10 protein-coding genes are annotated in these 13,697 nt (G+C 65.1%); 5 read left to right on the forward strand and 5 right to left on the reverse strand.

Annotation, left to right across the window (positions count from 1 at the left end; genetic code table 11):
- The first annotated feature begins 12 nt into the window (after nt 1-12).
- The 3 genes from ACY8GK_RS07050 to ACY8GK_RS07060 all read left to right on the forward strand — a co-directional run bounded on the left by ACY8GK_RS07050 (nt 13) and on the right by ACY8GK_RS07060 (nt 3,951).
- Nucleotides 13-1,257, forward strand: coding sequence for a saccharopine dehydrogenase family protein (locus tag ACY8GK_RS07050; protein WP_462402700.1), 1,245 nt, complete (start codon nt 13-15; stop codon nt 1,255-1,257).
- A gap of 164 nt (nt 1,258-1,421) precedes the next feature.
- Entirely contained in the window at nt 1,422-1,979 is a 558-nt protein-coding gene (locus tag ACY8GK_RS07055) for a serine acetyltransferase (protein WP_462402701.1), read from the forward strand.
- 181 nt (nt 1,980-2,160) lie between these two features.
- Complete coding sequence (locus tag ACY8GK_RS07060; RefSeq protein WP_196178849.1) at nt 2,161-3,951, forward strand: thiamine pyrophosphate-requiring protein; 1,791 nt, start codon at nt 2,161-2,163, stop codon at nt 3,949-3,951.
- A 302-nt stretch (nt 3,952-4,253) separates the two neighbouring features.
- On the opposite strand, the gene treS is transcribed toward ACY8GK_RS07060, so the two are convergent.
- Nucleotides 4,254-6,320: a maltose alpha-D-glucosyltransferase gene (treS, locus tag ACY8GK_RS07065; protein ID WP_196178851.1), complete on the reverse strand. Its 2,067-nt coding sequence runs from the start codon at nt 6,318-6,320 to the stop codon at nt 4,254-4,256.
- Between the two features lie 191 nt (nt 6,321-6,511).
- Between treS and ppnN the strand changes: the two genes are divergently transcribed.
- On the forward strand, nt 6,512-7,885 hold the full coding sequence (gene ppnN / locus ACY8GK_RS07070) for a nucleotide 5'-monophosphate nucleosidase PpnN (protein WP_196178853.1): 1,374 nt from the start codon (nt 6,512-6,514) through the stop codon (nt 7,883-7,885).
- Nucleotides 7,886-7,984: 99 nt separating this feature from the next.
- Here ppnN and ilvA read toward each other — a convergent pair whose 3' ends face one another.
- The 4 genes from ilvA to ACY8GK_RS07090 form a co-directional block, all read right to left on the reverse strand.
- On the reverse strand, nt 7,985-9,547 hold the full coding sequence (gene ilvA / locus ACY8GK_RS07075; protein ID WP_462402702.1) for a threonine ammonia-lyase, biosynthetic: 1,563 nt from the start codon (nt 9,545-9,547) through the stop codon (nt 7,985-7,987).
- A 182-nt stretch (nt 9,548-9,729) separates the two neighbouring features.
- A complete protein-coding gene (locus tag ACY8GK_RS07080; RefSeq protein ID WP_196178857.1) occupies nt 9,730-10,173 on the reverse strand; it encodes a PACE efflux transporter in 444 nt (147 codons plus the stop codon).
- A gap of 97 nt (nt 10,174-10,270) precedes the next feature.
- Entirely contained in the window at nt 10,271-11,569 is a 1,299-nt protein-coding gene (locus tag ACY8GK_RS07085) for an ATP-binding protein (RefSeq protein ID WP_462402703.1), read from the reverse strand.
- 6 nt (nt 11,570-11,575) lie between these two features.
- Complete coding sequence (locus ACY8GK_RS07090) at nt 11,576-12,277, reverse strand: response regulator transcription factor (protein ID WP_196178861.1); 702 nt, start codon at nt 12,275-12,277, stop codon at nt 11,576-11,578.
- Between the two features lie 237 nt (nt 12,278-12,514).
- Between ACY8GK_RS07090 and ACY8GK_RS07095 the strand changes: the two genes are divergently transcribed.
- On the forward strand, nt 12,515-13,693 hold the full coding sequence (locus ACY8GK_RS07095) for an efflux RND transporter periplasmic adaptor subunit (RefSeq protein WP_462402704.1): 1,179 nt from the start codon (nt 12,515-12,517) through the stop codon (nt 13,691-13,693).
- The last annotated feature ends 4 nt before the right edge of the window (nt 13,694-13,697 follow it).

Below are 13,697 nucleotides of genomic sequence, written 5' to 3' on the forward strand. Positions count from 1 at the left end.
GCAAAGGATAAATTGAGAAAGAACGTTCTTATCATTGGTGCAGGAGGTGTCGCCAAGGTGGTGGCCCACAAGTGCGCGCAGCATAACGACGAACTCGGTCGTATCGCCATCGCGTCACGGAACATCTCCAAATGCCAGGCCATCATCGACAGCGTCAAGGCCAAGGGCAGCCTCAAGGTGCCCGCCGACATCCAGGCCTTCTCGCTCAATGCCCTGGATGTCGAGGCGACCAAGGCGCTGATCCGCGAGACCGACTCGCAGATCGTGATCAACGTCGGCTCCGCCTTCCTCAACATGTCGGTGCTGCGTGCCTGCATCGATACCGGTGCCGCCTACCTGGACACCGCGATCCATGAAGAACCCGGCAAGATCTGCGAGACGCCGCCGTGGTATGGCAACTACGAGTGGAAACACCTCGATGAGTGCCAGGACAAGAACATCACCGCGATCCTCGGCGTCGGTTTCGACCCAGGCGTGGTCAACAGCTATGCCGCGCTGGCACAGCAACAGTATTTCGACCGCATTGATTCGATCGACATCCTCGACGTCAATGCCGGCTCCCATGGCAAGTATTTCGCCACCAATTTCGACCCGGAGATCAACTTCCGCGAATTCACCGGGCAAGTCTGGAGCTGGCAGAACAGCCAGTGGACCAGCAACAGCATGTTCGAAGTCAAACGCACCGATGACCTGCCGGTCGTGGGCGCCCAGAACCTCTACCTGACCGGCCACGACGAAGTCCACTCGCTGTCGAAGAACCTCGACGTGCCGAACGTGCGCTTCTGGATGAGCTTTGGCGAGCACTACATCAACGTCTTCACCGTGCTGAAGAACCTGGGTCTGCTTTCCGAGCAGCCGGTACGCACCGCCGAAGGCCTGGAAGTGGTACCACTGAAGGTGGTCAAGGCCGTGCTGCCCGATCCGGCTTCGCTGGCGCCGGGCTACACCGGCAAGACCTGCATCGGCGACCTGGTCAAGGGCACCAAGGATGGCCAGCCGCGCGAAGTGTTCATCTACAACGTGGCCGACCATGAAGAAGCCTACGCCGAGACCGACAGCCAGGGCATCTCCTACACCGCCGGGGTGCCGCCGGTAGCCGCGGCGCTGCTGGTCGCCCGTGGCCAGTGGGATGTGCAGCGCATGGTCAACGTCGAGGAGCTGCCCGCCGAGCCGTTCCTCAAGGCGCTCGACGTGATGGGCCTGCCAACCCGCGTCAAGGACGAGCATGGCGACCGTCCATGGGATGCCCAGGCGTGATGGCCTGGCGTTGATGGACCCGAGGGGGGTGCCGGTCTGGCACCCCTTTTTCCTGCCTTACGGCAACCCGTGCCGCTCGCCCAGGCGCTGGGCCTGACGGGCCGACCTGGGTCATACTCGGCCTTTTCAAGCGCCGTCCTTGTGGCGCCGGTAAAGGACAAGACGTGAAAGATTTCGACGAACTACGCAGCTACCTCAGGCAAGAGATCGCCACCAAGGAAGACGGCAGCGTCAAGTTCAGCACCCTGCTCAACCGGGTACTGGCCAAGGAACGCTACCACTACGTGTTCTGGTTCAGGATCGCCCAGTATCTCTACCACAAGCCCCGCGGGCTGATTAACTATCGCAAGTGGGCCAAGCGCATCAATCGCAGGCTGATCCGCCAGCACAATATCGATATCGGCCTGCCCGCGCAGATCGGCCCAGGCATCTGCTTCTCGCACCGCATCGGCATCGTCATCACGCACAGGGCGATCATTGGCCGCAACCTGCGGCTGCGCCAGAACACCACCATCGGCTCGAAGGACATCAGCGGCCACGTCCGCATCGGCGACGACGTGCAGATCGGCGCCAACGCATGCATCGTCGGCGAGGTCACCATCGGCAACAACGTCACCATCGGCGCGCAAGCCTACGTCGACAAGGACATTCCCGACGACACGATCTGCTACACCGAGCATCGCCCGGTTTACAGGACCAAGCCCAAGCGCGAGGGCCAGTAGCGGCACCCTGCCCGCGAAACGGCTTCAAGCTTCAGGCAGATCGTGCACTGCAACCTGCACGATCCGCTTTTTCTTGCGCCTTGCGGCTTGCAGCCCTCGAGGCTCGCGGTCGTTTTGAACGCCCGCCTCCCCGGCCCAGTCGAACCTTGATCCGCAATGCTTGCACAACGAGGTGAGACACATGGCAACCACAGTAGGCGACTTCCTGGTCGAACGGCTGCACCAATGGGGCGTCACGCGCATCTACGGCTATCCCGGCGATGGTATCAATGGCGTCTTCGGCGCGCTGCGTCGCTCCGGCAAGATCGAGTTCGTCCAGTGTCGACATGAGGAGATGGCGGCGTTCATGGCCAGTGCCCATGCCAAGTTCACCGGCGAGCTGGGGGTGTGCATCTCGACCTCGGGGCCCGGCGCCTCGCACCTGCTCACCGGCCTGTACGACGCGCGCATGGACCATGTCCCGGTCCTGGCGATCGCCGGCCAGCAGGCACGGACCGCACTGGGCGGTCACTACCAGCAGGAGCTGGACCTGCTGTCGATGTTCAAGGATGTCGCCGGGGCTTTCGTGCAGCAGGCCTCGGCACCGTCCCAGGTGCGCCACCTGGTCGATCGGGCAGTACGCACCGCGATCGGCGAGCGCAAGGTCACCGCGCTGATCCTGCCCAACGACCTGCAGGAGCTGCCTTACGAGGAGCCGGCGCGGGCCCATGGCACCTTGCATTCGGGGGTCGGCTTCAGCCGGCCGAAGGTGGTGCCTCACGATGCCGACCTCGAGCGTGCGGCGCAGATTCTCAACAGCGGCAAGAAGGTGGCGATCCTGGTTGGCGCTGGCGCCCTGCAAGCCGGTAGGCAAGTCCAGGCGATCGCCGAGAAGCTCGGCGCCGGGGTGGCCAAGGCCCTGCTGGGCAAGGCAGTACTGCCCGACCACCTGCCGTGGGTCACTGGCAGCATCGGCTTGCTAGGCACCGAGCCGAGCCTGGAACTGATGAACGAATGCGACACCCTGCTGATGATCGGCTCGGGCTTCCCCTATGCCGAATTCCTGCCCAAGGAGGGCCAGGCACGCGGCGTGCAGATCGACCTGGCGCCAGACATGCTGAGCCTGCGCTATCCGATGGAGCTGAACCTGGTCGGTGACGCCGCCGATACCCTGGACGCCTTGCTCCCGCTGATCGAGCACAAGGCTTCGCGCAGCTGGCAGCAGAAGATCGAAGGCTGGCGCCAGGACTGGGACCGCAAGCTGGAAAAGCGCGCCTTGACCAGCGCCGAGCCGATCAACCCGCAGCGTGTGGTGCATGAGCTGTCGCCGCGCCTGCCGGATGCGGCGATCATCACCAGCGATTCGGGTTCCTGTGCCAACTGGTTCGCCCGCGACCTGAAGATCCGCGAAGGCATGATGTGCTCGTTGTCCGGCGGCCTGGCCTCCATGGGCGCGGCGGTCCCCTACGCCATCGCCGCCAAGTTCGCCCATCCCGAGCGCAGCGTGATCGCGCTGGTAGGCGACGGCGCCATGCAGATGAACAACATGGCCGAGCTGATCACGGTCGCCAAATACTGGAAGCAATGGGGCAACGGGCGCTGGATCTGCGCGGTGTTCAACAATCAGGATCTCAACCAGGTGACCTGGGAGCAGCGGGTGATGGAGGGCGATCCGAAGTTCTCCGCCTCCCAGGACCTGCCCGATGTGCCCTATCACCTGTTCGCGATTTCCATCGGCCTCAAGGGCATCTACGTCGAGCGCGAAGAGGATGTCGCCGCGGCCTGGGAACAGGCGCTGGCCAGCGAGGTGCCGGTGGTGATCGACTTCCGTACCGACCCTGACGTGCCGCCACTGCCGCCGCACATCACCCTGGAAAACGCCAAGAAGTTCAGCGCCACCCTGCTGCAGGGCGACCCCAACCAGGTCGGTATCCTCAAGCAGACGGCCAAGCAGTTGCTGAGCAACGTGCTGCCGGGGCGCAAGGACGACTGAGCTCCAGACAATGCCTGGGTGGCGATCATGCTGCGTTGAAAACAGGCCCGCCATGCTGGTTCACATGCGTGAATGAGGGCCTTCCTGCCTGTTTTCGCCCTGCCTGTTCGCTGCTCGGCGCGTTTGCGCAATACCTGAGACAGGCCCGGCCGAGTACCCTGCCAGCGGGGGCGTCGATGCGCGAGACGCAGGTCCTGGTCGAGCGGTTGCTTCCCGGTGTCGAGGCGGATGCTCGACAGCGCAGCTCTGGCCAGCCCGGTTCGATGCCAGTGTTGGGCCGCGCTGAGCGGCCCTAGTGCCAATCAGACGTGCCCGATGCTGCTGACGATCCGCAGCGACAGGGCCTCATACGGGTCCAGACTGATGGTCAGGCGGCCATCCTCGGTCAGGTCGCCCTCCACCGTCTCGTTGATCATGTCCACCACTGGCCCAGGCGTGAAGCCGGTCAGGGTCAGCTCCTCGATGATCGCTTCCTTGCCGAAGTTCAGCGCGGTGATCTGGATTCCCCGGCCGGCCGGCAACTCGTGGACCATGACCAGCAAGCCTGGATGGCTGACTTCCGGCACCAGCACCTGGCGGCTGCTGGCGATGCCGTAGGCCTGGCGCACGGCGAGCACTTTCTTGACCATGCAGGCGAAGGAATCACCTTGCTCGAGCTGCGTCTCGAGGCTGCCATACAGCGCGCGTGCCCTGGGCAGGCCCAGCACCGAGGCTTGCGCCTCGGGGGCGACGCCAGCCAGGTCGTAGCCGCCGCGGTGAATCCAGCGGGTGTCGCCATCGGTCATTCGCTCGGCGACCTGCTCGGGGGCCAGCGGCAAGGCACCGACCAGGTCCCAGCCCGACAAGGCGAACACACCCGGCTGCATGGCGTTGTACATCACCAGTAGCAGGTGGATCTTCTTGATCAGGGCGAGCTCTGCGGCACCGATTGCATCCAGATCGCGCATGCCCAGCGCGGCAGTGATGATGCTGACCGTGGTGCAGGAGACGCCATTGGTGACGAAACGCAGGTTGTACGGGGCATGCTCGCCGGAGAGCAACTCGTACATCTCTTCGCGAATATGCTCGCGCAGGATGCTGCCAGGGAAGGTCTGGCCCTTGTAGAGATACATGTCATGGGCATGCAGCGTCCAGAAATGCACCAGCTCGATGGTCAGCTCATCGTGGTTCTGCAGGGCGTGGATCAACGAAGCCGGATCGATGTTGAAACGGTGCATCTCGTGCAGCATCAGCCGCAGGAATTCGGTATTGCCGGTGAGCAAGGCATGCTGGTAGGCCGGGCGGGTGACGAAGTCATAGGACAGGTCGGCGCCGCCCTTGGACATCTGGGCGATGTCGTCCAAGGTCAGGTTCAGCTCCTGGAAGCTGAAGCCTCCGGCCTTGCGGATCATTCCGCCGAGCAACTGGTTGCCGGTGAGCGACAGAGGATGGCTCTCCGACCAGGCGGTGTCGTTGGCGCGGGTCTCGACGCCGAGGAATCCGTTGGCGTCGAGCCGCATGCCGCGCGACCCGAGGCAGTCGATCGAGTGCAGGATATCGCCGATGATCAGTTGCTGGGCGGCGAAGCTGGGGTCGAGCCAGTTGAGCGAGGGCTGGCCTTCCTTGAAGTAGTGCAGGTAGACCCAGCGTCGCGGCTTGCCGTCGATACCGACCACCACGGGTGTCGCGCTCCAGTCGGTTTCCTTGACCCCCGGCTCGAAGAAGATCACCCGCTGCAACTGGCCGACGATGTAGTGCCGCGCCTTGAGCTCGTCGCACACCGCCGGTGCGAGGTTGACGGCATCGCGGCCCTGCGGCACGTCCGGCAGCAGGCTCCAGTCCTCTTCGCGGATCTCGACCATGTGGTAGATGCCTGGATAGGCGCCATGGGCCAGTTCCGCCAGGCGGAAATCCGCGCCCTTGCCGGTGTGCGCGGGGATGGCGTCATCGATGGTGACGGCATTGTGGGCGGCGGCGACACGGCTCATCTGGATCAGCTGCTGCTCGGTGCCGTACAGCGGGTCGATATCGAAGCTGATACGGTCGAAGTTGCCATCGACACTGGGCGTGAACTCGCGACCACGGATGCCACCGGCGCGCTTGATCGGCCCGGTATGGATACCCTGCACGCCGATCTCCGACAAGCGCTTCCACAGCTCGTTGGCGCCCAGCGCATCGAGCACGCTGCAGCCTTCGGCGGCGATGATCGAGTCGGGATAGACGGTCAGCCAGACCGAGGCGATCTCGATGGCACGCCGTGGCCGGGCTTCGGCGTAGGGGTTCATCCACAGGCGCGACTGCCCGGAATACGTCCTGGCCCTGTCCTGGGCCGCCTTGAGCATGGATCGGCTTTCCAGCCACTCCACGTACGCCTTGTCCGGAACCGTCATCTATCCCCTCCTCATGCCTGCCGAATGACTTCACCCAAGACTCTAGACGGCAAGCGGCGACAAACGTTCTGGCGAACAACGCCTCGCCTGGCCGCCTTGCGCGTGCTTTTTCAGCGCGCCCCTCGTTGCCGTGCCGATTTGTCGGTATGGTGATGCATCGCAAGGATGTTTACCCGCACAGGAAACCCAGCATGCTCCAACGCCATGTCATCAATGCCTCCGTCAGCCCCAAGGGCAGCCTGGAAACCTTGTCCCAACGCGAAGTCCAGCAACTGAGCGAGATGGGTACCGGTAGCCTGTACACCCTGTTCCGCCAGTGCGCCCTGGCGATACTCAACACCGGCGCGCATGTCGACAACGCCAAGACCATCCTCGAGGCCTACCAGGACTTCGAGGTCCGCATCCACCAGCAGGACCGCGGCGTGCGCCTGGAGCTGCTGAATGCGCCAGCCGACGCCTTCGTCGACGGCGAGATGATCGCCAGCACCCGCGAGATGCTGTTCAGCGCGCTGCGCGACATCGTCTATACCGAAAGCGAACTGGCCAGCCAGCGCATCGACCTGGAAAGCTCCCAGGGCATCACCGACTATGTCTTCCATCTGCTGCGCAATGCGCGCACCCTGCGTCCGGGCGTCGAGCCCAAGCTTGTGGTCTGCTGGGGCGGACACTCCATCAGCAGCGAGGAGTACCAGTACACCAAGAAGGTCGGCCACGAACTGGGCCTGCGCAAGCTGGACATCTGCACCGGCTGCGGGCCGGGGGTGATGAAAGGCCCGATGAAGGGCGCGACCATCGCCCATGCCAAGCAGCGCATGCATGGCAGCCGCTACCTGGGCCTGACCGAACCGGGGATCATCGCCGCCGAGGCCCCCAACCCGATCGTCAACGAGCTGGTGATCCTGCCGGACATCGAGAAGCGCCTGGAAGCGTTCGTGCGCGTCGGTCACGGCATCATCATCTTCCCTGGCGGCGCCGGCACGGCCGAGGAATTCCTCTACCTGCTCGGCATCCTGATGCACCCGGACAACCATGACCTGCCGTTCCCGGTGATCCTCACCGGACCGCGCAGCGCCGAGCCGTTCCTCCAGCAGCTGCATGCCTTCGTCGGCGCCACTCTTGGCCAGGAGGCCCAGCGGCACTACCAGATCATCATCGACGACCCGGCCGAAGTGGCGCGCCACATGGTCGAGGGGCTCAAGGCGGTCAAGCAGTTCCGCCGCGAGCGCAACGACGCCTTCCATTTCAACTGGCTGCTGAAGATTCAGGAAAGCTTCCAGCGCCCATTCGACCCGACCCACGAGAACATGGCCAACCTCGCCCTGCACCGCGAACTGCCGCCCCACGAGCTGGCAGCCAACCTGCGTCGGGCGTTTTCCGGGATCGTCGCCGGCAACGTCAAGGACAAGGGCATTCGCCTGATCGAGGAGCATGGGCCTTACCAAATTCGTGGCGACAGCGCGATCCTCGATCCGCTCGGCCGTCTGCTACAGGCATTCGTCGAACAGCACCGGATGAAGCTGCCCGGCGGGGCGGCATATGTTCCTTGCTACCAGGTGACCAGCTGAAGACCGCGGCCGTTCGTGGCAATGGACTGTCTTTTGAGCCTGCCAGACCCTCAGGCCGCTGCGCGGCCTCTCGCGGCACGGTGAGCTCCCAAACCGCCCCTACCCCAGAAACAACCGATAAGCCGGATTCTCCGTTTCGTCCCAATAGCGATACCCCATCGCTTCCAGCGCCCGGGCGAATCCAGCCTGCTCATGCTCGGGCACTTGCAGCGCCGCGAGCACCCGGGCGTGGGCCGCGCCATGGTTGCGGTAGTGGAACAGGCTGATGTTCCAGTGCTCGCCCAACTGCTCCAGAAAGCCCAGCAGAGCACCGGGCCGCTCGGCGAACTCGAAGCGCAGCACGCGTTCCTCGGTGCCCGGCGCGGCGTGACCACCCACCGTATGGCGGATATGCAGTTTGGCCAGTTCATTGTCGGTCAGGTCCAGCGCCTGGTAACCCAGTGCCGCCAGAGCGCCGAGCAGACGTACACGCGGATCGGTCTGGGGGTGGGTCTGCACGCCGACGAACAGTTGCGCTTGCTTGCCGGGTTGGCAGCGGTAGTTGAACTCGGTGATCTGCCGCTTGCCCAGGGCTCGGCAGAAGGCACGGAAGCTACCAGGTCGCTCGGGAATGGTGACGGCGATCAGGGCTTCGCGCTGCTCGCCCAGTTCGGCACGTTCGGCGACATGGCGCAGGCGGTCGAAATTGATGTTGGCGCCGGAGTCGATGGCCACTAAGGTCTGTCCGCGGGCGCCCCCACGGGCCACGTAGCGCTTGATACCGGCAACCGCCAGGGCCCCGGAAGGCTCGGTGATCGAGCGGGTATCGTCATAGATGTCCTTGATCGCCGCGCACAGCTCGTCGTTGTTCACGGTGATCACTTCGTCCACGAAATGACGGCACAGCTCGAAGCAGTGCGCGCCCACCTGTGCCACCGCGACGCCATCGGCGAACACGCCGACCCGCGGCAGCACCACGCGCTCGCCAGCGGCCAAGGCAGCCTGCAGGCAGTTGGAATCCTCGGGCTCGACGCCGATCACCTTGACCTGCGGGCGCAAGTACTTGACGTAGGCGGCGATCCCGGCGATGAGCCCGCCACCGCCGACCGGGACGAAGATCGCATCCAGCGCGCCAGGCTGCTGGCGCAGGATCTCCATGGCGACGGTCCCCTGGCCGGCGATCACGTCAGGGTCGTCGAATGGCGGCACGAAGGTGGCCCCTTCGCGCTCGGCCAGGCCCAAGGCATGCGCCAGCGCCTGCGGGAAGCTTTCGCCGTGCAGCACCACGTGCCCGCCCCGCGAGCGCACCCCCTCGATCTTCAGCTGCGGTGTGGTAGTAGGCATGACGATGGTCGCCTGCAGGCCCAATCGCTTGGCGGCCAAAGCCACGCCCTGGGCATGGTTGCCGGCCGAGGCGGTGATCACTGCGCGCTTGCGCTGCGCGTCGTCGAGCCGCGACAGCCGCGTATAGGCGCCGCGGATCTTGAAGGAGAACGTTGGTTGCAGGTCTTCACGCTTGAGCAGTACCTGGTTGCCCAGGCTCGCCGACAAGGCCGGCGCCAACTGCAGCGGGGTTTCGATGGCGAGGTCGTACACGGGCGCCGCGAGAATGCGCCGGACCTGCTCCGAAAGCAGCTGTCGGGTGGGGCATTGGGTTGGAAGATGGGCGCCGAAGCTGGTCATCGATGACTCCTGGTCTTGTTGGACAGGCCCGGGAGTCAGGGTGAATGAACCCGCCTCCAGGGCGGGTTCGGTGCAAGTGCGCGCTAGCCCGCCAATCCGATGATGGCGGTAATAATGCTGGCGACGCGACACTGCGGGAATGAGTTCATGGGCCAGACGTTATCCTGCCGCCGACACCCACGTCAACAGCCAGCCTGCTCGCCCTCCTGGCGCGCCGACACCGGCACGTCGAACACCTTGTCGAAGCCCCACTGGAAGACGAAGGCGTAGACGAAGAAGAAGGCGAACAAGGCCAGGTTGGTCAACAGCGCCGTCCACAGGCCGATGTCCAGCCAGAACGCGACCAGCGGCAGCAACAGCAGCACCAGGCCACCTTCGAACCCCAAGGCATGCAGCAAGCGGCGCAGCAGCGTGCGGGCACGCTGGGGCTGCCGGGCTTCCCAGCGCTCGAACGCCCAGTTGAACGCCATGTTCCAGCTCATGGCGATACCTGACATGAGCACCGAGAGCAGCGTGGAATGGGCCATGCCGGTCTCGAACATCAGGGCCAGCGCTGGCGCCACGCAGGCTACGGCGATGGCTTCGTAGAGAATGGCCTGGACGATCTTGCGCGATGTGCCTTGCATGGGGGCTCCCTTGATAAAAGACTTGCAGGTTACCGCCCCAGGCGCGACAACAGAACCTTCATCGTCGTCTGGCACGACCAGGCGTTGTACGAAAAGCCTAGGAGGCCGGCAGGCGGATCGTGAAACGGGCTCCGCCCAGCGCCGACGATGCCACTTCCAGGCTGCCGCCCTGCCCTTCGATCGCCCGACGACTGATGGCCAGGCCCAGGCCGAACCCGCCCGTGCCGCGGTCGCGACTGCGGTCGAGTCGGTAAAACGGCTGGAAGATATTTTCCCGCTCCTCTACCGGCACACCGATGCCGTCGTCCTCGACCGTCACCAGGCTCGCTCCCGAGGCGTCCACCGCCAGGTCCACCCGCAAGCGTCGCTCGCCGTAGCGCATGGCGTTGCGCACCAGGTTCTGCACGGCGCGCGCCGTCAGCCGGGGGTCGAGCGTCACCCGTGGCAGCTCGGCTGGCACGCGCACTTCCCACTCCATCGCGCGCCCCTCGAGTTCTTCGGCGAACGCGCCCAGCACGCTGTCGACCAGTTCGAGCAGCGAGACCTCGACGCGCTCGCCTGCCTGGCCAGGGTTGTACAGGCGACTGTACTGCAGCAGCTCGAGCACCAGCTCATCCAGCTCGCGGACATGCCTGACCAGCTCCAGCAGGCGTTTGCGATTGGTGGCGGGAACCTCGTCGAACAGCAGCACCAAGCCGAAGTCCAGCCGCGTGAGCGGCGTACGCAGCTCATGGGACACCGCATCGAGCAGTTCACGCTGATGGTTGAGGTGACGTTCCAGGTCACCGGCCATGGCATCGAACACCCCGGCCAGCTCGCCAACGTCGGAACGCGCGGAAATGCCGGTGCGCTCCGACAACTGTCCTTGCCCCAGGCAGCGCGCGGTTTCCTTGAGTCGCTGCAAATCCCGCCAGTGCGGCCAGACCCACAACAGCAGGCACCCCAGCAGCGCGGCGCCGATCAATACCGTCACGCCCCAGGACAGCAGGTTGATGTCCAGCGGGTCCGGTGGCGAATGCAAGCGTACCAGCCAGCCGCCGGGCAGCGGCGAGAGGATCGTCTCGTAGAAGCCCCAGTCGCCGATGCGCACCGCATAGAGCCCGGCATCGAGCCGGGCGCGTTCGTCGCTCGACAGCTTGAGCTGCTCGCGGCGCAGCACTTGGAGTTGCAACGGCGCGAAGTCGGCGGCGAGGTCCTGCTCGATGCGCGGCCACTGCTCCAGCGGTGCCTGGCGGAACTGACGCACCACCAGCGCCTGCACGCCCTTGGCCTGGTCCAGGTTGTAGGCCATGAAACGTTCGTGGAACGCGCTGAAGATGGCATCCGGAATCAGCAGCAAGGCGCCGGCATAGGCCACGATGATCAGCAGGTACAGGCGTACCAGGATCTTCAGCATGACGCTTCAGACCTCCCACTCGATACGGCTGAACAGGTAGCCCTTGCCCCACACGGTCTTTATCTTGCGGGCCTCGTCGGCACTGTCGCCGAACTTGCGTCGCAACTTGGAAATCGCCACGTCCACCGAACGATCGGTGCCATTGAACTCGATGCCACGCAGCTGTTGGAGGATGCGGTCACGGCTGAGCACTTCGCCGGCATGGCGCGCCAGCACCACCAACAGATCGAACTCGCCCCTGGATAGCTCCACCTGCTCGGCGTTCCAGACCACGCTGCGCTCGGTCAGGTCGATGCGCAGCCCGCCGATCAGGATCACATCGCGGCCCACGCGCGGCTCGCTGGCCGTGCTGCGGCGCAGCAAGGTCCGTACCCGAGCCAGGAGCACGCGCGGCTCGCAGGGCTTGGTGACATAGTCATCGGCGCCCATCTCCAGCCCCAGCACCTGGTCATGGGTATCGTCGCGCGCCGTCAGCATGAGGATGGGCAGAGCCTGGCAAGCCTGGCGCAACTGCCGACAGACCTGCAGGCCGTCCAGCCCGGGCAGCATCAGGTCGAGGATGACCAGATCCGGCTTGTCGCGCATGAGCTGTGCCAGCACCTGGTCGCCGCGTGCAAGCACACGCACTTCGAAGCCGTTGCGTTGCAGGTAGCTGGCGATCAGCTCGGACAGGGCACTGTCGTCCTCGACCAGGAAAAGAGTGGGCATGGTTGGGCAAGGCCTGGCTATCGGAAGGGCAGGATAAAGAATCCTGCGCACGACTCAGTAAATTCTTCACACTTTTTCACACACCGCCTACAGCACTTCACAGGCTGCGATGCCCTTCGTGCCGTAGCATAGCGTTCGCCTGGGCGCCGGTGGTCGAATCCGGCCGATGGCAGACCTCTTGTCTTCCATGGTCTTTGCCGGACATGCCCGGCAAGGCTTTATCCTTTGGAAACCCACATGCACATTTCAACCGCCAACCGCCTGTGCTCGCTGACACTCGGCATCCTGGCCTGCCTGCTCCTGGCCGGTTGCGATCGCCCGCCAGAACAGGACCTGACTCCCGCGCCCGTGCAGGTGCGGATCGAGACCGTCGAACCGCGGCCACTGACCCTCAGCACCGAACTGAGCGGGCGCATCCTCGCGCCACGCACCGCCGAAGTGCGCGCGCGCGTGGCCGGCGTGGTGCTCGAGCAGGTCTATCGCGAAGGCAGCGACGTCAAGCGCGGCGACGTCCTGTTCAGGCTCGACCCGGCCCCGCTGCAGGCCGAGCACGACAGCGCGAAGGCCGCGCAGGCCAAGGCCGAGGCGGTGTGCTACCAGGCGCGCCTGCAAGACCGGCGTTACCGCGAGCTGATGGCCGTCGATGCGATCAGCCGCCAGGAACACGACAACGCACGCGCCGCCTTGCGCCAGGCCGAGGCCGCGGTAGCCGAAGCCCAGGCGGCGCTGCAACGGGCCCGGCTGAACCTGGGCTATGCCACGGTCACCGCGCCGATCGCCGGACGCATCGGCCGGGCGCGAGTCACCGAAGGCGCCCTGGTTGGCCAAGGCGAGGCGACCCTGCTGGCGACCATCCAGCAGCTCGATCCGATCCACGCCGACGTCACCCAGTCGACCCGTGAACTCGCCGCCCTGCGCCGGGCCTTGCGTGCCGGTGAGCTGCAGCGCCTTGGCACCGACCAGGCCCGCGTGACCTTGCTGCAGGATGACGGCAGCCCCTATCCGCTACCTGGCAGGCTGTTGTTCTCCGACCTGCAGGTCGACCCCAGCACCAACCAGATCACCTTGCGCAGCGAATTCCCCAATCCTGACCTGGACCTGTTGCCAGGCAGCTATGTCCGGGTGCGCCTGGAGCAGGCCACCCAGCCCCGGGGCATCAGCGTGCCGCAGCGGGCCATCCTGCGCGATAGTGCCGGCCTGGCCAAAGTGCTGGTGGTCGACGATCAGGCGCGTGTGGAACAGCGCCCGCTGCGCCTGGGCAGTGCCCAGGGCGATCGCTGGGTCGTCAACGAGGGGCTGGTGGCTGGCGAGCGGGTGATCACCGAAGGCTTGCAACACGTCAAGCCAGGCGACCGGGTCGAGGTGGAGCTGGAGGCCGCGCCGCCCCGTCCGATCGTCCAGCACAACGGCCAGTGAGGGC

Source organism: Pseudomonas sp. Marseille-QA0332 (assembly GCF_054950175.1).

Coding starts and splice junctions, on each gene's coding strand:
- ACY8GK_RS07060 (WP_196178849.1), top strand. CDS start 2,161: ATGGCAACCACAGTAGGCGACTTCCTGGTCGAACGGCTGCACCAATGG.
- treS (WP_196178851.1), bottom strand. CDS start 6,320: ATGACGGTTCCGGACAAGGCGTACGTGGAGTGGCTGGAAAGCCGATCC.
- ppnN (WP_196178853.1), top strand. CDS start 6,512: ATGCTCCAACGCCATGTCATCAATGCCTCCGTCAGCCCCAAGGGCAGC.
- ilvA (WP_462402702.1), bottom strand. CDS start 9,547: ATGACCAGCTTCGGCGCCCATCTTCCAACCCAATGCCCCACCCGACAG.
- ACY8GK_RS07080 (WP_196178857.1), bottom strand. CDS start 10,173: ATGCAAGGCACATCGCGCAAGATCGTCCAGGCCATTCTCTACGAAGCC.
- ACY8GK_RS07085 (WP_462402703.1), bottom strand. CDS start 11,569: ATGCTGAAGATCCTGGTACGCCTGTACCTGCTGATCATCGTGGCCTAT.
- ACY8GK_RS07090 (WP_196178861.1), bottom strand. CDS start 12,277: ATGCCCACTCTTTTCCTGGTCGAGGACGACAGTGCCCTGTCCGAGCTG.
- ACY8GK_RS07095 (WP_462402704.1), top strand. CDS start 12,515: ATGCACATTTCAACCGCCAACCGCCTGTGCTCGCTGACACTCGGCATC.